This window comes from Acetivibrio mesophilus, from assembly GCF_004102745.1.
In the GTDB taxonomy this organism is placed as follows: Bacteria; Bacillota; Clostridia; order Acetivibrionales; family Acetivibrionaceae; genus Hungateiclostridium; species Hungateiclostridium mesophilum.
The window spans coordinates 1-21733 of the sequence record NZ_RLII01000027.1 but is presented as its reverse complement, the minus strand read 5'-3'; the positions used below and the strand labels follow the sequence as shown (position 1 = coordinate 21733).

Genomic DNA, 21733 nt, shown 5'->3' with positions numbered 1-21733 from the left:
CCCTTTATCGTAAAATACTCTTAATAATTATTTCTTTACCCTTGTGATTAACTTACTATATATATCTTCCATTTCCCTTACATTATTTATCCAATTATACTTTTCAAGTACTCGATCTCTCTCAACTTTTCCAAGCTTTATGCGAAGGTCAGAATCCTTAATTAATTTGTATATTTGCTTCGCCATAGCTTCGTAATCTTTTCTTGGCACCATAATCCCGGCTTTTCCACTGTCTACAACCTCTTTAAATCCATCAACATCGGTAACAATCACCGGAACTTCACAGGCCATTGCCTCAACAACTGCAACTCCAAAGCTTTCGCTGTCAAGAACACTTGTACCAAGAAAAATATCAAATTGGTTCAATGCCTGAGGCACCAAATTGTTTGGAATTCGTCCTTTGAACTCAACTATATTCTGAAGGTTTAAATCTTTTACCAACTGTTCGAGTTCAGACCTTTCAGGTCCTTCTCCATAAATCAAATACTTTATTTTCATATTCTTTTCGTTTTCGGCAAGAAGGTTGTTAACTAAATAATTAATTGCCAAAATACCGTATTTTATTCCGTACTTGGGCGAAAGCTTCTTTATGCTTCCTATAACAATTCCATCTCTTTTATTAACACTTCTTTTGCAAAACTGTTTTATATCCACTCCAAAAGGAGTAATATAGATATCCTCGGCGCGACAATCTATCAACTTTGATGTCTGTTGGGCCATTGCATAACTTGTTGATGCTATTGAATCTGCGGCTTTTAAGTTTTTCCTGATTATTCTCATATTAGTCCTGCTCAGATACGGGAAGTCATAAACATCTCCTCCATAAACCGAAATCAGATACGGTGAATATCCGGTTAATCTGCCCAAAGTCCCATAACCGCTGGCGTAGTGCGAGTTCAAAACATCCGGCTTTATATTCTTAATGATTTGTTTTAGCTGATATACATTTAAATAATATCCAAAAGGAGCCGGAAATTTTAATTCATGCAAATACACATTATCATCAAACTTATCCATAGAAGGCTTTTGATTGGAAACATAACACAAATGTACTGTATTTCCATTACGGCTCAGTTGGTTAGCCCATCTGACACTATGAATATCTGTGCCTGACGCCAATAATAGTATCTTCATAACAAATCCTTTCTTTACATGCTCATTTATCCTATCTTGTGCTTTCTGCTTTTTCCCAAAAAGGCTTGGACTTTCCGGTTAATATATTATAAACTCCAACCCACTGAGATGCTATGGTAACACAATAATAATAAATAATTGCTAATATTCTGTTATTTGAATTTGTAAGCATTTTTATTAAAGCCAGCAAATAAAACAGCAATTGCCCTGTGAGTGTAGCACCATAAAACCACGAATTCGACGCCAAAAAAATATTTGACATCAACACAACTAAATGTGCTATCCATAATAGATACCTGCAAGTCCTGTGCCCGAAGTAAAAATATGAAAACCACCTGTACTTAAAAACATTAAGTATCCTAATATCAGGTAAAATAACCTCCAATATGGTACGATTCATACGTACTTTTCTTTTAAATTCATCTTCTATTACTTCTCCTGCTTTTTCATATGCTACAGCATCATGGTTGCATATCGCTCTTTTACCCTCTAGAGCGTAATATAAAGGCATAGACGAATCATGACACTCTATAGGGTCAAAATCATAATAATCCCTATTTCTACAAGCATACAGAGCACCGTTTCCGGCAGTTATTGTTTGAATTCTTGCTTCAATTTCACGGGAAACAAGATCTCTGTCCCAATAAGCGGCCTCTGAGTCGCTGACATCACTGGCTTGGCGATTCACAATTGATAATTTTCCGCAAATATATGCAATATCATCGGATGTAAATGCCGCCATTAATTCTTTTACTGCATTTCTATCCAACATCGAGTTGGCATCTGTCATAACAAGATATTCCGTTGTTACAGTTTTTTGTGCCTCATTTTGCGCATTTGTTTTTCCCTTCCGAGTCTTAACTTCATAAAGCCTAATTTTAGCCTCAGGATGTCTTTCGATAAATTCTCTGACGATATTGTTGGTTTGATCTGTACTATTGTCGGAAGCAATTAGAAACTCTATTTTGTCCTTTGGATAATCAATCTCCAGGATATTGTTAAGTTTTTCCAATATGACTTTTTCCTCGTTATGAGCAACAACCATAACCGTTACCGTAGGTTGATAATTATAGTCTTTTTCTAATTCACGCGATTTATAGAACCTATCAATTAATTTAAGCGATACGGGATACCCTATCATGGCCCAAAATATAATAAATCCGCTTATATAGAATAATATTTTAATAAATATTACCATCTTCTTCTCCCTTTACTGCAAATATTATTGATTCATCCCCTGTATACAGGAAAAAACAAATTATTCTCGTCAAAACTTTGGTCCTGTTTTCTGATTTTTATCAACTCATCATATTTCTCGCGGTCAAATATCTTCTTTCCTATGCAAAAATAAGTATTCGAATTCTTGTTAAACCCTTTTTTAAACTGATAAAGGCTATCTTCCCTGCTTCCCAAACCTCCACCTAAATGGAATGTCTTATACCCGTTTTCGCTCCCCCAGCATGCCGCTTCATATAACAAGAGGTTGGTAGGCGCAAGGCTCTTGTACTCTCTATCAGTTGTAGATAAATGATAATGCATATGTTGATTTGAAAACAAAATAATTGACATTGAAATTATCTTATTTTCAAAAACCGCGTAAAACATCAGTGAATTATATTTCAAGTCTTCAAGTATGCTATTATAAAAGTCATTCTTGAAATAATAATAGTCTGAAGCATCATCCTTGTCCATTGTTTGGTTATACATGGGTATAAACATATCAAATAATTCCCGGCTTCGCCCCCAATATATCTCGACACCGGACTTTTTGGCTTTACGGATCATATTACGGTTATTACTAGTAAAACTGTCCCAGATTTGCTTCTGTGAATCCAACTCTATTGTTATGGTTCTTCCAAGTTTTGAAATATCGTAAAATGACGAAAGCATTTCAGAATTATTCAATACCGGATGAAACCGAACAAATTCACAAATAATCCCCTCATCCATGCAAAGTCTGGAATATTCCTTCTCAAGAGCTGCTAAATTCTCATCCGTAACATCACCTTCAACTAAAAAACCACCGTATCCATACGGCGTTGCTGCATCGAAAAAGGTATTTGACTGCACTTTGCCCGAAAAGTTTTGATCTCTTTCAATATCCCTTTTCATAAAAACATTGATTGCTTTAAAATTCTTATCTTCATAAAAAAACAGTTTAGGCTCCCCATCGCCATGGGCTTGGAAAGCCTTTACATATTCCGCCAGATAATAAACATCAAAATTTCTAAAGTTTTTCACTATATTATTCCATTTTTCGTTATCATCTATATTCATCAATAAGACCATAAGAACACCTCAATAAAAAGCACAAAATCATCGCATTGTTAGGTTTTTATTATTATTTTTATTGCTTCTTTCAACATGTAAAGCTTCTACAACAACATCAATACCTTCCCTTTTAAATACTTTAATTATTGTCTTTGCAATAATTAAGGCATCAAGGTGAAATGTAACATTCTTAACGTATTCTACGTCAAACCCCAACCTAATATCCCATTCTAGATTGTTTCGCCCATTTACTTGAGCAAAACCGGTTAAACCCGGTCGAACAGTATGTCGAAGCTTCTCTTCTTCGGTATAATACGGCAGGTACTCTACAAGCAGAGGCCTAGGACCTACAATACTCATATCACCTTTTAGGATATTAAAAAGTTCCGGAAGCTCGTCAAGAGAAGTTGATCTTAAGAATTTGCCAAATTTAGTTAGTCTATAACTATCCGGTAACAATTCTCCTTTTTCATCTCTCTTATCCGTCATAGTGCGAAACTTGTAAAGAGTAAATACCCTCTCATTGAGTCCCGGTCTTTCCTGCTTAAATATTATCGGATTGCCAAGTTTTACTCTCACCATCAGCGCGACAAGAAGAATAAAAGGAGAGAGAATTATAATTGCAGTCAACGATAATATAAAATCTAGTGCCCTTTTTAGATATCTTTTATAAATGCCATCTCTGCTTAAAACCAGCACATCCGGCTTTATTTCCTGTTTGACCTCACTGTGCATGTTATCTCCACAACCCTTTTATAGTATTTACAACTCTATATAGATCATCATCTGTCATTTTTGTATCGCTAGGCAAACAAACACCATTTTCAAATATTTTCTCCGAAACATTTGAGCCAATATAATCATAGTGTTCAAAGTATGGCTGCATATGCATGGGTTTCCATATGGGTCTTGATTCTATATTTTCCTCTTCAAGATTTATTATCACATCCAGGGGTCTGATTTTGCCCTCTAATGTAATGCAACTGAGCCAGCAGTTGGGCTCATTCCAATCATTAATAGGCATAAAATCGATATCATCAATAGAACCCAATTCCCTCTTATAAAAATTAAATATATACCTTTTTTTCTCTATTCTCTGATTCAAGACCTTTAATTGTCCTCTACCAATACCGGCAACTACATTGCTCATCCTGTAGTTGTAACCCAATTCGCTATGCTGATAGTGTCTAGCCTTATCCCTTGCCTGAGTAGCCCAGAATTTTACCTTGGCAATTTTCTCCTCATTACTTGACACCAGCATACCCCCACCGGAGGTTGTAATAATCTTGTTTCCATTAAAGGAATAAATCCCATAGTCACCAATAGTACCGGTATGTTTACCTTTATAAGTGGTACCTAAAGACTCCGCAGCATCCTCAATAAGTTGAACATTATGCTTTTTACATATCTCAACTATTCTATCCATATTGGCCGATAATCCATAAAGATGCACCACCAATACTGCCTTTACTTTGGGATACTTTTCAAAAGCCTCTTCTAAAGCTTCTGGACTCATATTCCATGTCTCATAATCGCTGTCAATAAACACCGGTATTGCATTCTGGTATATTATAGGATTAGCTGTAGCTGAAAAAGTAAGTGTTGGACAAAACACAATATCTCCTTCACCCACTCCCGCAGCTTTTAGTGCCATATGGATAGCTGCGGTACCCGATGATAATGCGGCAGCTGCCTTTATACCCACTTTTGCCGCGAGCTCATTCTCAAATTTGTTAACGTTCTCTCCTAGCGGTGCAATCCAATTTGTATCAAAAGCTTGATTAATATATTGCTTCTCGTACCCTTCATCGCTCATGTGTGGCGATGATAGATATATTCGATTTTTTATCTCAGTCTTAACTCTCTTTTGACTTAACATTTTAATTACTGCCTCTCTGCTTATTATCTATATTAAATTTCATGTCTGGCTTGCCAACTATATCTCAGTCACAGTCAGGCTTTTAATCAATAAATCCTTTAAAAAACGGAATCTTATATAGGTATTTGCTGTATTAAAGTCCGATGGCAGCTCAATATTTGCCAAATACTTTCCTTCCCCTGCCTTCTCAAGCTGTACAAAATCTTCATGTAATCCAGGGATAAAATACAATACATCAGTTGCATCTTCCGGATTGTCAATTATTAATTCAATTTTATAGTCCTTGCCACCCTCAAAGCTTATACTTCTCGTCTCCACAGATCCGGGAGTATTATCCTTTATATTATTGACCAGAATATTAGTTTCACTAATGCTTAGATCTACTCTTTCTTTTTGGACAATTGTCCACTGATCCGGTACATTATCGGAGTCTATATCCATTTCATTGATGCTTAAAAATTTAACTTTATCTACTTGCTCTAAAGCAAAATCCTCAAAATTATCATTTATATAAGACAGCCTTTCCAGATATTCCATCGTCTTTTCACTAAATACAAAAGGATCCATATTCTCTTCATTCTTTGTCTTTGCGTTATTAATTGTCTCCAATGCCAAGTCTAAATGCTTTCTGGCATTTTCAGGATCACCGTTTTTTAAATATGCCATCATAAGCTGATAATGCATATTTATCTTAAGCTGCCAGCCCTGTTCATAAAACGGCCTTAACTCAATGGCTCTGTCTACAAGTTCAATTCCTTTATCAAACATAGACATTTTTATATTAAGTATAGACGCATTTTCCATCGTGGCGGCATTGTACTTGTCCGTTTTTTCTGCCTCGTCCACCAATCTCTTTGCAGTTTCAAAATCCTCTTTTGTAATGTTTTCTCCAGATAATAGCAAGTCCGCATACTTTATTTTATAATCAGCATTAAAGGCATCTAATGATTCGGCATTCTTTATATATTTTAACGCATCGTCTGTATTACCTGCCGCCATTGAATCTTGGTATTTGCCTTCAAAACTCGAGGCAGTTGCAAACAAAATCGGCATTATCATAATTACAAAAGATAAAACAGCCATTACTATTGGGTTGGTATTAAATGCTTTCAAATTATTTAGCCTAAAAAGCAAACCCGATTTCCCACTGGAACCGTCATTCTTTTTTACAACAACAGGTTTATTGTGTCTGTATCCCGAATTAAACAATGCTAGCAACGTCCACAACAGTAAGAATACTGAGGATAATGACAAATCAAAATCCAAACATGAATGCAAAAACATTCCGAGTATGGATGTTAATAATGTCCCCTGTACCACTCTATAATTAATATCCTCTTCTTCTTTATATTTATAATCCATGATAAACTGTGCAATAATTGATAACAACAGCATTACCAGAATTATTAATCCAAGTATACCGGTCTCTACCGTAACCTGTAGAAAATATGCATGGGATTGCGTGGACCAGTACAAGTACGACTGGTATGCAAAGATAAGGACCGACCATGCTCCTCCTCCTGCTCCAAGAAGCCAATTATCTTTAAATATTCTAAATCCATCGTTTAAATATATTTGTCTCTGAATAAAGCTTCTTGATACCATCAGATTTTGAAATCTTGAGGCTACAGAGTCCGGCAGATATTTGTATCCAAGCTTAATGCTTTTTAGATTTTTTCCGGTTTTGCTATCTACAATTTTGGCATTATCTATAGATACCTTTGATTTCTCTGAGTTATTTACAAATTTGAAATCTACTATTGAACTACCCTGCGGCACTGTAAACGGAATTTCCAAAGTATCACTGTTATTTTCGCTAACCTCTACAAGTCTTGAATCTCCTCCAAACATAATATTCGCTTTATCCCGGCTACTAACTGACACCGTTAATGAGTTCTCATCATCATTATTCATATATGATACATCAAATAAGAGCTTGTATTCTTTGCCCGGCTGCAGTTCAATACTTTTCTCAAAATAATACCCATCTCCCCCTTGAGGGTTATAGCTTCCAAGTTCCAACTCTTTTGGAATACTTGTAATAATCAATATTGCAACAACTGCCACTGCTACTGGAATAAATAAAAAATATGGCTTCAGCTTGAGCTTTAACATTACTTTAAAACGAAGTTTGAATAAACCCTCCACTACTGCCGTAAAAATCAAGGATAGTATCATCCCTAATACTATTCCAAGCCAAAGGTTCGAATCGCTTCTTCCCGATAAAGATGAAAACAGAATAGGTATTATACTTGAAACTGCTGCGCATAAAGCCATTAAAAATGCTCTTAGCTTGGTACCTTTAGGAACTACAATAAGATATAATACAAACATAATGGGTATTAATATCATTACACCACGACTCAATGTCAATATTATTGTAGTTGTAAATACAAAGCTACATACTCCTGCAATGAGTCTTTGCCAAATCTTTGGTGATATTATGGATATCGTTACAGTTACAAAAAATACTGCCATTAGATACGCAGCCAGTGCATTGGGATATTGGATCGTTGAATGGATACGCCCATCAACATAAATTCCAAAAAATTCAACCGGTATATGCAAAAAATCAAACACATTATTTAGCGCATCAACCACTTTGCCCCCAGCCGCACCATCTAGACCAACAACGCATAATCCCATTGATGCTGCAATAACAGTCCATAATACTATAAGTTTATTTTTCAGTGTTGACGAAAGGTCCGTAATCATGAAAAATACAGCAAAATACATACAATACTTCAGCCATTCTGAAATTGCAAGCCTTGTACTAGCTGAGCTTAGTATTGATATAAAATAAATGAGCATCAACCCAAACGAGCAATACTCTATTGGAGTTGATATGAATTTTCTTCCATTCTCCATGTGCTTCAATATCCAGAATATAGCAAAGCTCACCAATATAAATATCTCTGCTGGTAGCTGTTCTGCTTCGAAATACAATCCCCTTACAAAGGGTGAGTAGAATACCACAATTAGGTTTAGTACCAGTATTAACATTCTAAATATACTATATTTATTTTCATGTTTTATCGACTTCACAGTCTTTCTTGCTTTTCCTCTTTTTTCACCCTTGCTGCTTGTCCCCATTTCTATCACCCTTATGTCATTTTGATTTTATTCGTCTATTTGTCATTTAGTTCTGCTAAATCTATTTGCTTTTTCACTTCTTGCTTCTAATTAAATATTCTCTTATAAAAACTATAGCAAAACTAATTCCAATTCCCAGCACCCCTGCAATAGCTACATTTAAAACCTTCTTTGGTGCAACAGGATTAATAGGTGGAATAGCTTCAGACACAATTACTATACTTGACTTACCTATCTCGGCTGATTGCATGATCATTGATTCTTTATACTTTTGCTGATATGCGTTATATGCTTCCTTTGATAAATCAAGGTCCAGTTTCAGTATATCGTATTCCTGCTGTTTCTCTGCATATTCTACCTGGAGATTCTCAATTTCCTTTTGACATTCTTGGATAACCTGCTCTATATTCATTCTCTGGGCCTCCAGGTTTGACAGCTGAACCTCCAGTTGGTTGAGCATGTTTGACAATTCAACATATATCATATTTATTTGCTCTGTTGACATCTTTATATTTGCAAGGTCTTCTGACGTAAGACCTGTCTTTTCCTTAATCACTCCCGACAAGAGCTCATCAGTTAAAAGAGTACTATCTGTAATCAATTTTTGCGGTGTTTTGCCTATCAAACTTCTTGCACTATTTACCGACGCTCTCGTTGCATTCTCATCAACTTTGATTTGCGATAATTGAGTTTTGTATTCCGTAATCTTTAACAGTTTTGAATCCAACTCCATCTTAACTTCTTCAGGGCCTCTAGGCTGCGACAGGAAGTTTTTATACTCTTCCGATAGTTTTTCCATATTCTCTTTTTCTTTTTGCATCTGATTCTCAATAAACTCTGCAGAGCTCACAGCCTGCTTTTGATTTGTCTCAGATACAAATTTAGTAAACCTCTCACTAACTAAGTTTGCTATTTGGGCCGCAATGTCAGGGTTCACGTCAGTTACACTTATTGTAAGCAAATTTGTATTCTTTATCGCATTTACGGATATTTTTGATGCTATTTTGCTTAGTGGAACATCTTTCATATTCATTTCATCACGAATATACTGCAGTATTGCAGGAGCCTTTACTTGTTCCCTGTAAGTATCAATAGACATTTCCGGATATCGCGATATAGCATCAACCAAAGGCGAGAAATTGTTTATATCCTCAGCCTGTGCCTCGCTCTTTTTTATGGGCGAGATCATCAACATCGTTTGCGCTTCGTAAACCGGGTCTATAACAAATACACTTATTATTAAGCTAATAACTATACATATTGCAGTAACTGCAGCTATAATCCATTTACCTTTAATAACTATTTCAATAGCTTCTCTTAAGCTCAACTCTTCCATCGGCTCTGTCCCCCGTTAGGTTTATCTAATTAGAATTACAAGCATAAAAGGAGCAATGCCGTTGCAATACTCCCCTCAAAATAATCTATTTGGTAACTCAAAATCATTAATATTATATATAATTAATATGTTGATGTCAATTAGAAATATAAGGTGCTCAGCGCACATAAAAAGGACTTCCCCGACGGGGAAGCCCTTTTATTAGCAGTTGGAAGTAAAATTATTTAACTTTTACTTCTTTATTTTCGAACTTGTTAAGTGCATTACCAGCCAAGTCAGTGATATACTTCACAGTTTCCTTAGTTGATACTTTAAGAGTACCTGTGAATTTACCTACTCCGTAGTCATCACCTTTGAGAGTAACTTTAATTTCATCACCGTTAACGATTGCTACATCGTAGTCAATACCAGCTTCAAGAGTCTTTCCACCGTCTTTGATTACGAGGTCAGTTGCACCCAATCCTGCTGAGTTATTTAAGAACTTAATGTCTTCATCAAATGCTACTGAGAATTCATTGTTTCCTAAATAGTATACGTTACCAACAACGCTTGGAGCAAACTTATCTGCAAATGCTGCTGCAACTACTCCTGTTGCCATTGACTTACCAGTATCGGACTTAACGTCTCCAATAACTTCTAATGCATAACCCTGACCAGTGATATCGCCTGAGTTAGCAGGTTGTACTGAAGCTGCAAGTACACCCTTAATTGTTGTCTTACCATCTTTAAAGGTAACTAAGCTTATTCTTGTAAGTCCTTCTGCTGTCTTACCAGTTCTTGATACCTTAAAGTCTGCCTTTTCAATAGTTGCTTTATCAAGTATCTTGTTAACAACTATTTCGATTTCAGTCTTGCTGATAACTTTAATTTCTTCTACTTCTGGTGCTTCTTCATTAGCAAGAGCTATTTTCTTCACATCGAATGCACCTATAGCATTACCGGATGTGTCTTGAACATTAGCTACTAAGAGAGTGAAGTTTGTAGCAAGTGTTACTGAATCAGCAACAGTTATTCTTACTTTGTCTTTGTCTGAACCGAAAACTTCAATCTTCTTAATGTCTACATCTTTATCACTAGCGTCTTTGAGTTTGTAATTGTCCTTATTGAGAACTGAGCTGTCACCCTTTGTTGACATAGCTTCGCTGAATGTTACATAGATGTATTTGCCAACAAATGTTATTTCTTTAACTGATGGAGCTGTTTTGTCAGTAACTTCAAACTCAAGTGTGATTGCTTGCATTTCATTTTCAGATACTGAAGTGTCTTTAATACCCTTAATGTCTATTGTATATTTTCCGCCAGCGAGCTTATCATCTAAAGTAATTACTGCTTTTGTTTCATCGCTCTTATATTCGATGCCTGAAATAGACTCATCTATTTCTTTTCCATCTTTCTTAATTACATAGTTGTCTTTGTCTTCTGCTTGGCTTTCTTTTACATCTTCGCTGAAGATAACTACAATCTCATCTTCTTTTTCAGCTTTTACAGATTTTACTGTTGGAGCTTCATTATCAGATACTATTGTAGCAGTAAGCTTTATGTCAGATGCTACTTTGTTACCCCATGCATCTACTACAGCATCATCGTCTACTTCCTTGAGGATTGTTATAGTAACATTTCCTTCTGGAAGCAAGTATACACCGTCGTTACCTACTTTATAGTCTTCAGAGAAGTATAAAGTGTAAACTTTGTTGTTGTCAGAAGCTACAACTTTATTTGGCTTCCATGAAGAATAAGTGTGATAGAAGTAATCTCTTGTAAGAGAAGCTTCGTCACCTGAGAAACCGTCTCTTGTAGCAGGCTCGTTAAATTCGATTTCTACTTTGTTCTGAGTTGCTGACTTTATTTTAGCAACTGGAGCAGTAGTATCTTTTACATACTCTAAGTCAAAAGTTTTTGTTCTGAGTGAGTTTCCAGCGTAGTCTTTATAACCTTTAACTTTTACTTTGTAAGTTCCTTCTTTTAATGAGCTTACGCCCAATTCTACAGTCAATGTTCTGTAGTTTTCTGATAATTTTTCTTCACTTACATAGTAAGTTCCATCATCAACTACAACTTCTGAATCTGCATTGCCAGCAACAGGCTCTGAGAATACAATCTCAAAGGAGTTTGGACCTATCAATGCGATAGATACAGCTTCTGGATTTTCATAGTCAACAGGTACTACAGTCTTAGTAACTTCTTCCTTCAAGCCAGTAGCTGTCTTGATTGTTACTTCAACTTCTTCTTCAGCTTTCATAGCACCTTGAAGTGTCAATGTAACTGAAGTCTTGTCTTCTGATACTGTAACCAACTCGATAGTATGGTCTTCAACTGAGTAGCTGCTCTTTTCATCAGCCTTATCAGCTACTTCTCCGTTAAAGTTGATAACTATTTCTTTAAGGTTATCAGCTTCAACGCTGTTAACTATAAGCTCTTCAGGTGTAACTATAACCTTAACAGTAGCCTTTGGAGCTTTGTAATTTCCGATAGTACCTTCGATTGTCTGTTCTCCAACTTCTGCTGTGTCAACTGTAGGCCAAGTAACTTCAAGTTTAGCAGTTGTATCATCTTCGTATACTACTTCAACTTCTTTTGGAAGTTCAGCTGTTTTACCTTTTTGTACTTTAACATCTGCTAAAGCTTTTACTTCTTTAATTCCTTTTAAGAGAACTCCGATTTCTAATGCAAGTTCTTTATCAACGTTTCCGTTTGCAACGAGAACTTCAATTACTGTCTTTCCGTCTGCTTTGTATGAAGCCTGTAAAGCAGAGTAGGAAATACCAACCATTGAATCTCTGTTTATTCCAGCATTGCTGTTGAATATTTTAGCTTGTTCTTCGGTCAAACCGCCGAATTCCTGTAATTTGTATGCAGCTTCTTCATATTTGAAGTCACCGTCATATCCCAATTGTTGAAGGATTAATGAACAGTAAGCTAAACCGTTAAGATCAGCAGTTGGAGCAAATGTTCCATCTGGCAAACCTTTTACATATCCTTTTTCAACTGCATATGCAACCTGTCTTTGTGCCCAATCTGCAACGTCAGCTGCATCTTTGAATTTAGCAGCAAGCTTTGCAGCAGCATCTTCTAATGACATTTCTAATGCATCATCTTCCTGACCGAACAGTCTGAGGAGCATAACAACCCCTGTCTGTCTGTCAAGCTTACCTTCTAAGTTAGGCACATATTCACTTTCTGATGTGCCTTTGTACAAGCCAAGCTCATACAATTCTTTTGCTTCTTTTTCATAGCTGAATGAATCAGCAAATGCAGGCACCAAAAAAGTTGAAACCATAGAGATTACAACTAATACTGCCAACAATTTTTTGAGATTCTTCATACTCTCAAATCCTCCTTGTAAGTTTTTTTGGGAAGCAGGCTTTAATATTGAAGCCAGGCTACGCCTTATCCCTTTTGTTTCTTAACCTGACCTATCTTGCATTTTGATCAAGACTGGCGCACATAACCTATCTTGAATTCAAACTTATTATACCATTGGCCTTTTGGAGAGTCAACAATTTGAATTTAAGTGTAAAGAAATTGTAACAGAATTGAAACAAACTGTTTTGTTGGATTTACTAGGTAAATTCAGTAGTTTCAATAATTAATATTATACTATAAAATCACTGCGAGAACAATTATATTATTAATTTTTTTGGGAAATGATCTTTTGGACGTATTAAAAAAGCCGGTATTTCACCGGCTTCTCTTACGCTTTAAGGCAATACTATTTGCTTGTGAGGTTTCTTTCTGCCATTTCTATAGCCTTTTTGACTATATTACCGCAGTCTCTTGAACTAACTGAGCCCCAACCTTCGTTTGATACTGTGTTGTATACCCCAAGTTCCTTTGCAATTTCCGTTTTGAGCTCTTCTGACATTATACCTCTGTTTCTGCTCATGGTATGTGCCTCCTTTTTGCATAAGTCAAAAGACCTATGCTAAAAATTTTGCGTACATAATTATTATCTTCATTTTTAATTAATTAATTTGATGTAATTTTTTCAACTGTTTATCCAACACGATACTTTTACTCCTTGCATTATTTTTTTGGCCTTTTATTTTAATTTATAGTTACCAATTTTCCGTTATGTTAATATACTATACTATGTATATATCTCGCAATATCCAAATTCAATATAGAACGTTTATTGCAATATATACGTGTGTTTTTAATATTGCTTACATTATATTCACAAGAATGATTGCATTCTATCTAAAAGAAAAGAGTCAGGGTGATCATTATGCCATTTTCTGCGAGAGAATTATTTGCGCGACTTATTAAATGCGAGGCTGGCGGAGAAGGAATAGACGGTATGAAAGCCGTTGCTACTGTTGTTATGAACCGCGTACATGCTTCATATGGTGAATATCTGCGAACCGGTCAAGGAGACCTTCGAAAAGTGATATTCCAGCCCACCCAATTCACATGTGTAATGAGTAAAGTATATGGGGAAGTAAACCCCCAGACAATCTGGTCAAGTCCCCCCGAGCAAATTCACTATGACATTGCCGACTGGGCACTGGCTGGAAACAAGCTACCGGGTGTAGGTGAATGTCTTTGGTATTATAATCCCTTTAGTGCGACGTGCAACTATATATTCCCGGCAAGCGGCTCAGGTCAATTTGTAACCCGTGTCAATCAACATTGCTTCTACCGACCAACTGAATTTTATGCACAGACTTAAAAATAATATCATTAGAATCATTTCATTACGGAGGGAAATTTCATGGCTAATTATTTTAATCCGAATAACTGTCAATCTTTTTGCAACAATTTGAACCGTCAAATGACTCCAAACCAGTTTTCTCCTAGCAATATACCCGCTTCACCATCGACAACAGCTTTGCCTCCTATGCCCACAGGTTACCCTTCTGGCCCCATGTACAGTCAGATGCCCGCACCGACGAGTATGACTCCTACGCAGGTCACTATGCCTTCAAGTCCGGAGCCTGAACCCGAAACTCTCCAGAACATTGCCTATACCCAAGGATATCTTAAAAAACATATAGGCTCAAGAGTAAAGGTTGAGTTCCTTATTGGCACTAGTATGCTTGTAGATAGAGAAGGAACTTTAGTCGACGTAGGCACAAGCTATATTGTAATCAGAGAGGTGGATACGGACGATTTGTTGCTTGCTGATATGTATTCTATCAAATTTGTCCGCTTCTATTACTAATTGATGACCACTTTTAATATTATAGTTTAATTCTATTATATATTATAGAAGCATTGCAAAATTTAAATAAAAATTCGGGACACCGCGGCCCTTCACTTTTGCCTCTCTCATTTCACTTTGAGAGACTAAAATAAGCATTGAGATGACACTGTTCGTGTCATCCCAATGCCGTCATTCTTCTTAGATTCTGAATGGTTTGGCCGGTTTGGATATTTCACATAATGCCTCCGATGCTTCCATGTCAAGTCTCGTATCTGTAGCTATATCTCCTAAAGAGAGCATTCCAACAATCTGATTATTTTCAACCACCGGTACTCTCCTAATTTGCTGATTGGCCATCAACTTTGAGACTTCCTCCACATCCATCTCCGGTGATACGCTAACAACCTGCGATGTCATGACATCCTGCACTTTTGTGTCTTTAGGAATTTTACCGTGGGCAACATTTCTGACAACAATATCTCTATCCGTCACTATCCCTACTACTCCCTGGTCATAAACAGGAATAGATCCTACATTATGCTTTTGCATAAGCTGGGCTGCCTCAACGACGCTGGTATTGGGCTCAACATATGCTACAGATTTCGTCATTTTATCCTTAACCTTCAACCTTATCATCTCCTTATTTGTATTTCAAATTTATTTTCCCCTCAGATGACTATTTCATAAATGAAAATATAGACAACAGAATTTGCACGTAAATATGTAATTGATGAAATTTACTAATAGAGTTTACATCGTCCTATTATAAAATTAATAGCCATTGTATCCAGTATTTACTTTTATAATCCAACTGTTTCTTATTTATAATATGTCCATGGGATGCTATAATTAAAATTGATCACATCGTTATAATTTCACAAAACTATTAATAAGGGATTGATTTTAGTGCATCAAGTACGCAATCACAAGATCTTTATAATAATCGTTCTGGTATTTTTTCTCTTATTTGTTCACTTTGAACATATTAATATCTTTTTTTGCAAAACTTTTTATGACAAAATCAACTTAAATGTTTACCTAAGTCTTATAAATAGCGAGGTTCATTCAATTTCATCTGAGCCTTCAAACAAGGTACATTTAAAGGCTGTAGTTAAGGATTCAAATGGAAATCTCATTCCCTATATTGAAGTTAGTTTTGAAAATACAAAGGATTTTGGTGCCATGCATCCCAGCAAAGCTGTGACTAATAGTCAAGGGGAATGCCTTGTTACTTATGTGCCCGATAATTATTATAATTTGAATGCCGGTACAAATCCCCAACCAATTAGTATTACTGCTTCAATAGCCGGCACTAATATAAACTCTACGGTGAAATTAAACCTTGTTCCCATACCTATCGTTTTCATCCATGGATATCGGGAAACCGAAGATGTGTTTGACAATTTAAATGAATTTATTTCATCAAAGGGATATACCTGTTCCTCCATAAATTACGATTCAACTCTAGGAGTAGAATATGGAGCCAAAGAACTGGAGTTATTTTTACAGGATCAAAAACGAGAATTCTTAAGTCAGGGAATTCTTGTGGGCAAATTCGACCTAATTGTCCACAGTATGGGAGGTCTTGTGGCAAGGTACTATTCCGGAAGTAAAAATTATCTGAAAAACGATGATGTCAATAAAGTAATTTTCCTTTCGGTGCCTCATAAAGGCTCTGTTCTGGCGTCAATCGGAGAAGAATATTTTAATGATAAGTCAATTAAAGAACTAGTCCCCGACAACGAATTATTTGTAGGCATATTTCCTAATACAATTAATAACGGACTAAACAGTTCAATACAAATAGGAAATCTTTTAAGTCAGTACGATGAGGTAGTGACTAATGAAAGCGCCAGCCTTGACAAATGGGGCATTAAAACTGAAATATTCAGCGTAGGTGAAAACAGTTTTACTGTGAATAACTTGTTAAATGGCAATATTCTTGACGCTCCAAATCATAAAGGAATATTAAACAATAACACGGTTTTTAGCCGGATTTTCGAAATGCTTAATACCGATTTGCCTTATCCTGCAGTCATAAACAAATAGAATAAACCCATTAATCCACATAAAACACAATAGATATCCACAAGGCTGTGGATATCTATAAAAAAATTAACAGCCGCAAACAGTTGTTTCATGCGGTGTTCACAACTTATGCACAAATCCAATGAAAAGTATGTGAATTAATTGTGGATATGTTTTCGTTTTATCCACAAGTCGTCATTACATCCTAACTTATTTTTAATTTTGGAAAGCTTTTTATTAACAGAATGAGCTTAAATTTTGAAAACTGTCCTTTTAAATAATTGCTGACTGTTTTAACTGATTTTCATACTAATATCAAATGCATTTACTGAATGTGTAAGGCCTCCTACGGAAATAATATCAACCCCAGTACAAGCGATATCATATATTGTATCGGCATTTACGTTACCGGATGCTTCCGTAATAGCTCTACCATTAATAATTTTAACAGCTTCTTCTAATTTGTCAAGCCCCATATTATCAAGCATTATTATGTCAGCTTTTCCATCTAATGCCTCCAGTACTTCTTCAATACTTTCGGTTTCAACTTCAATCTTCATAGTATGTGGAATCCTTTCTCGTACAAGCTCAATTGCCTGTTTGATTCCCCCCGCGGCTTTTATATGATTATCCTTTATCAAAACCCCATCGGAAAGGCAAAACCTGTGGTTATACCCTCCACCAACTCTAACAGCATACTTTTCCAGTATCCGAAGCCCCGGTGTCGTCTTCCTTGTATCCACAAGCTTTGCAGGCAAATCCTTAATTTTATCCGCAAGATACCTTGTCTTAGTTGCAATGCCCGAAAGCCTTTGAAGAAGGTTTAAAGCTGTCCTTTCACCCTTTAAAAGAGCTATGGTATTACCTTTGATTTTTGCGATTATATCACCGCGTTTTACTATCTGCCCATCCTCTACTTTCTTTTCAAAAATAACTTTTTCATCCAGCATTAAAAATACCTTTTTTGCAACATCTAATCCCGCTATCACTCCTTCGTCCTTTGAAATCAATAACGCCTCAGATTCAGATGCTTCATCAATAATGCTCTCAGTTGTAATATCTCCTGACGGGATATCTTCCTTTAATGCATTTATAATAATTCTGTCTATGTCCGATATGTACTGCATATTTTTACTCCTTCCCTATTAGTATGTACTAAAATTTTCTTTTTATTATGTTTCTTTTCCAATTTTCATCATCGGTTTTTTGATGATCCAGTCTAAAATGTGCTCCACGGCTTTCATTACGTTCTAAGGCTGCTTCAATGACAAGCCTTGAAATAAGAACAATATTTTGTGTCTCAAAGTCCCTGACATTGATATTTTTCATGTCCTTTATCAAATCGCAGTATTCTTCGATCTTCTTCTTTGCTTTTTCAAGTCCTTCCCTCTCTCTTACTATACCTACATATTGGGTCATTGTTTCCTGTATATCCTTCTTAATTTGATTTACGTCAATATCTTTTAGCACTCTGTTTGAATGCGCTTTTATACTGATTTTTTGCGGCTCCTTTGGATAGTCTTCTATTATATTCTCAACCTCTGTTCCTATTTTATGTCCAAACACCAAACCTTCAAGAAGTGAATTGCTGGCCAACCTGTTTGCTCCATGTATGCCATTACATGCAACCTCACCGCAGGCATAGAAGCCCTTTATATTTGTTCGCCCAAATACATCTGTCCTTATTCCTCCCATACAGTAGTGCTCGGCAGGAGCAACAGGAATATAATCTTTGCTTATATCAATTCCATAGCTCAGGCATGTCCTGTAAATATTCGGGAACCTTTGTTCCAGATATTCTTTATCCTTAAAGGTAATATCAAGATATACATGGGTTGAATTTGTCTTTTTCATCTCATGAAAAATCGACCTTGAAACTATATCTCTAGGAGCCAGCTCATTTAGCTCATGGTATTTGGGCATAAACCTTTCACCGTTAATATTCCTTAATATAGCTCCTTCTCCTCTTACCGCCTCAGATATAAGAAAGCTTTTGTTATCGGGATGAAAAAGAACTGTGGGATGGAACTGAATAAACTCCATATCCATGAGCTCCGCACCAGCCCTATATGCAAGGCCGACCCCATCACCTGTTGCTACCTCCGGATTTGTTGTGTTTGAGTATAATTGTCCAAACCCTCCTGTTGCACATACGACAACATTTGCCCTATATAATACGTAGGAAGAGCTATCCTCATCATAGGTTAATACTCCTTTACACACATTGTTCTCGGTGATTAAATCTATTGCAGCAACTCTTTCCTTTATTTTAACATTCTCTCTTGTCCTTACTACCGATATGAGCTTATCGCAAACTTCTTTGCCCGTTGTGTCTCCGGCATGTATAATTCTGTTTTTGCTGTGAGCGGCTTCTCTTGATAGAGAGAGCTCATTTTGACTTTTCCTGTCAAAATTAACTCCAAACTCACACAAAGCCTCAATGTTGGATGCGGCTTCATTAACCAAAACCCATACACTTTTCTCATCACACAAGCCCGCTCCGGCATAAATTGTATCCTTAAAATGCAACTCCGGAGAATCTCCCTTGTCAAGGGAAACAGCTATTCCCCCTTGGGCAAGAACCGAGTTGCTAATTTCTATAGTTTCCTTTGTCAGTATGGCAACATCATATTTTTCAGGTATCTCAAGCGCAGTATAAACTCCCGCTATCCCGCTTCCTATAATAATCACATCGTGCAACTCTGTGCGTATATTATCTGTATCAAAATCTACTAAATATCTACTCTCCTCCAAAATTCGTTGTTCCTCCTCTATAATAATCACATTTAATTTATATCACAACAAAAGCTCCGGATAACCATACCCAGCACCTCGGAGCCTTAGATTAATCTAAAGAAATAGCCATAAATCAGCCAATCCGGAGCATTCTATCCAGAGCCTTTTTGGCATTTAATCTTACATCCTCATCAAGTTTTATTTCATACTTCATTTCATTTAATGCAGTATACACACTCTTTAAAGTAGTTTTCTTCATATTTGGACATACCAGTCCTTGAGAGAGCAGATAGAAGCTTTTATCAGGATTATCCTTCTTTAGTTTATACATTATTCCCATTTCTGTACCTATAATGAACTTTGAATGGCCGGATTCTCTTGCAAAGTCAATTATCTGCTTGGTACTGCCGACAAAATCCGCCTGTTCCCAGATCTCCTTCTGACACTCCGGATGTACAAGCAGCAAGGCATCAGGATGAATATTTCTAATTTCTTTAATTTGGTCAAGGTTAACCCTATGATGTGTTATACAGTAACCTTCCCACAAAATTATATTTTTTTCCGGAACCTTTTGTGCAACATAACTACCCAGATTTTTGTCGGGAACAAACAATATGTCCTTCTCCGGGATTGACTTTACAACTTCAATGGCATTAGATGATGTGCAGCATATGTCACTTTCCGCCTTTACTTCTGCAGATGAATTTACATAACAAACAACTACAGCCCCGGGGTGCTTTTTCTTTTCCTCTTTTAAAGCATCCGCTGTTACCATATCAGCCATAGGACAACCGGCATCAATTTCCGGAAGCAAGACGGTCTTTGAAGGCGAAAGTATCTTTGCGCTCTCAGCCATAAAATGAACACCGCAAAATACTATAACATCTTTATCATTATCTGCACAGTACCTGCTCAAGGCCAGGGAGTCACCAATAACATCTGCAACTTCTTGAACTTCGTCATTCTGATAATTATGAGCCACTATTACAGCATTTTTCTCTTTCTTCAATTCATTTATTTTTTCAATTAATTCAATATTATTCAATCTTATTACCTACCTATCAGCTAATTATATTATTTTTCTTACTATAATACTTTTTTTAATTTTAATACTTTACTACCCTTTTGTAAAGGATATATTAAAAAACCTGCATATCGCAGGTTTTAATTTATTTTTTCATTTTTAATTATCCATTTTTTACTCTATCCATTCCTTGCTCAAGACCTGTGAAAAACCTGTGCCCTAGTGGCGTTATCGTAAACACTTCCAGTATAACTCCAAAGCATCCTGCCAAAGTATACATATTTAATTTGAAATGCACTGCTGTCAATGACGCAAATAACCACATTATTATAAACAGTACAGATAGCCTTTTAAATTTGTTGATTTCCTCCTGCTTAGTTATCGGTCTATTGGGATTGTCGGAAGGTGCCCATTTTAACAAGGATACTAGCGAAATAATAAATGTTAATATTACAAAAAACACAATTGATGTTCTATTCCAGAGGTGATATGTATATTTCGAAATTAATGCTGCCGTGATAAACATCCCCAGAGAAGCTGCAATGCACTTTCCATAAGTTTTCATATGGTAACCTCCAGCAATTTGCCTTAAGGCTACAAAAACGGCTACAATTGTGAGAGAAGGAAGTACTGTCTGCGTAATACTTGCCAGCAATATTAAAAGTAATCCTTTAAATATTGCACCAATTATGATTTGAAAACCAAAGTAATAGACTCTCCTGCTTTCGTGATTTCCTTTCATCTGCTTCATTAAATAATCTGCACTCTTATAGGATAAAGCATGAATAAATCTCATTCCACCACTCCCCCCTTTATTCTTTTATATTAATTATACTATAGATAGATAAGTTATGTAATATTAAATAAGAAATATTGTCTATTTAATTCAATTTTTGTATATAACATAGTAAATAGATATAGATAAAACAAAGCCCTACGGGGTAACCATAGGACTTTGATATTAAATCTGGCAGCGACCTACTTTCCCGGGACGTCTCCATCCAAGTATCATCGGCACTGAGAAGCTTAACTACCGTGTTCGGTATGGGAACGGGTGTGTCCTTCTCGTCATAGCCACCAGAAGATTGT

General features: G+C 36.2%; 17 protein-coding genes and 1 rRNA gene. 3 read left to right on the top strand and 15 right to left on the bottom strand.

What is annotated here, in order from left to right; all coding sequences use genetic code 11:
• Positions 1-27 precede the first annotated feature (27 nt).
• From EFD62_RS14545 to EFD62_RS14505, 9 genes are all read right to left on the bottom strand, one after another.
• Positions 28-1134, bottom strand: a complete 1107-nt coding sequence (locus tag EFD62_RS14545; protein ID WP_128706353.1) for a glycosyltransferase — start codon at positions 1132-1134, stop codon at positions 28-30.
• Positions 1135-1165: 31 nt separating this feature from the next.
• The gene (locus EFD62_RS14540; protein ID WP_128706352.1) at positions 1166-2332 is read right to left on the bottom strand and encodes a glycosyltransferase family 2 protein; all 1167 of its coding nucleotides are present in this window, start codon (positions 2330-2332) and stop codon (positions 1166-1168) included.
• Between the two features lie 32 nt (positions 2333-2364).
• Positions 2365-3423, bottom strand: coding sequence for a lipid II:glycine glycyltransferase FemX (locus EFD62_RS14535; RefSeq protein ID WP_128706351.1), 1059 nt, complete (start codon positions 3421-3423; stop codon positions 2365-2367).
• A 27-nt stretch (positions 3424-3450) separates the two neighbouring features.
• Entirely contained in the window at positions 3451-4140 is a 690-nt protein-coding gene (locus EFD62_RS14530; RefSeq protein WP_128706350.1) for a sugar transferase, read from the bottom strand.
• Between the two features lies 1 nt (position 4141).
• Complete coding sequence (locus EFD62_RS14525) at positions 4142-5284, bottom strand: DegT/DnrJ/EryC1/StrS family aminotransferase (RefSeq protein WP_128706349.1); 1143 nt, start codon at positions 5282-5284, stop codon at positions 4142-4144.
• Positions 5285-5341: 57 nt separating this feature from the next.
• Positions 5342-8377 (bottom strand): O-antigen ligase family protein, encoded by a 3036-nt coding sequence (locus EFD62_RS14520; protein ID WP_128706348.1) that lies wholly within the window; start codon positions 8375-8377, stop codon positions 5342-5344.
• Positions 8378-8450: 73 nt separating this feature from the next.
• Positions 8451-9713: a GumC family protein gene (locus EFD62_RS14515; RefSeq protein WP_069195371.1), complete on the bottom strand. Its 1263-nt coding sequence runs from the start codon at positions 9711-9713 to the stop codon at positions 8451-8453.
• 220 nt (positions 9714-9933) lie between these two features.
• Positions 9934-13035 (bottom strand): Ig-like domain-containing protein, encoded by a 3102-nt coding sequence (locus tag EFD62_RS14510; RefSeq protein ID WP_128706347.1) that lies wholly within the window; start codon positions 13033-13035, stop codon positions 9934-9936.
• A gap of 387 nt (positions 13036-13422) precedes the next feature.
• Positions 13423-13596 (bottom strand): alpha/beta-type small acid-soluble spore protein, encoded by a 174-nt coding sequence (locus tag EFD62_RS14505; RefSeq protein WP_069195373.1) that lies wholly within the window; start codon positions 13594-13596, stop codon positions 13423-13425.
• Between the two features lie 342 nt (positions 13597-13938).
• Here EFD62_RS14505 and EFD62_RS14500 point away from each other — a divergent pair, with 342 nt between their 5' ends.
• Both EFD62_RS14500 and EFD62_RS14495 read left to right on the top strand, forming a co-directional pair.
• Complete coding sequence (locus EFD62_RS14500) at positions 13939-14382, top strand: cell wall hydrolase (protein ID WP_069195374.1); 444 nt, start codon at positions 13939-13941, stop codon at positions 14380-14382.
• Positions 14383-14424: 42 nt separating this feature from the next.
• Entirely contained in the window at positions 14425-14874 is a 450-nt protein-coding gene (locus EFD62_RS14495; protein ID WP_069195375.1) for a hypothetical protein, read from the top strand.
• A gap of 180 nt (positions 14875-15054) precedes the next feature.
• On the opposite strand, the gene EFD62_RS14490 is transcribed toward EFD62_RS14495, so the two are convergent.
• Positions 15055-15483 (bottom strand): CBS domain-containing protein, encoded by a 429-nt coding sequence (locus EFD62_RS14490; protein ID WP_069195376.1) that lies wholly within the window; start codon positions 15481-15483, stop codon positions 15055-15057.
• A 279-nt stretch (positions 15484-15762) separates the two neighbouring features.
• Here EFD62_RS14490 and EFD62_RS14485 point away from each other — a divergent pair, with 279 nt between their 5' ends.
• A complete protein-coding gene (locus EFD62_RS14485) occupies positions 15763-16905 on the top strand; it encodes a PGAP1-like alpha/beta domain-containing protein (protein ID WP_235832665.1) in 1143 nt (380 codons plus the stop codon).
• 272 nt (positions 16906-17177) lie between these two features.
• Here the strand turns inward: EFD62_RS14485 and nadC are convergent, their stop codons facing one another.
• From nadC to rrf, 5 genes are all read right to left on the bottom strand, one after another.
• Positions 17178-18011: a carboxylating nicotinate-nucleotide diphosphorylase gene (gene nadC / locus EFD62_RS14480; RefSeq protein ID WP_069195377.1), complete on the bottom strand. Its 834-nt coding sequence runs from the start codon at positions 18009-18011 to the stop codon at positions 17178-17180.
• A gap of 28 nt (positions 18012-18039) precedes the next feature.
• Positions 18040-19638, bottom strand: coding sequence for an L-aspartate oxidase (gene nadB, locus EFD62_RS14475; protein WP_069195378.1), 1599 nt, complete (start codon positions 19636-19638; stop codon positions 18040-18042).
• A 115-nt stretch (positions 19639-19753) separates the two neighbouring features.
• Positions 19754-20665 (bottom strand): quinolinate synthase NadA, encoded by a 912-nt coding sequence (gene nadA / locus EFD62_RS14470; RefSeq protein ID WP_069195379.1) that lies wholly within the window; start codon positions 20663-20665, stop codon positions 19754-19756.
• A 142-nt stretch (positions 20666-20807) separates the two neighbouring features.
• A complete protein-coding gene (locus tag EFD62_RS14465) occupies positions 20808-21440 on the bottom strand; it encodes an accessory gene regulator ArgB-like protein (RefSeq protein ID WP_128706346.1) in 633 nt (210 codons plus the stop codon).
• A 169-nt stretch (positions 21441-21609) separates the two neighbouring features.
• Positions 21610-21726 (bottom strand): 5S ribosomal RNA (rrf, locus tag EFD62_RS14460).
• Between the last annotated feature and the right edge of the window lie 7 nt (positions 21727-21733).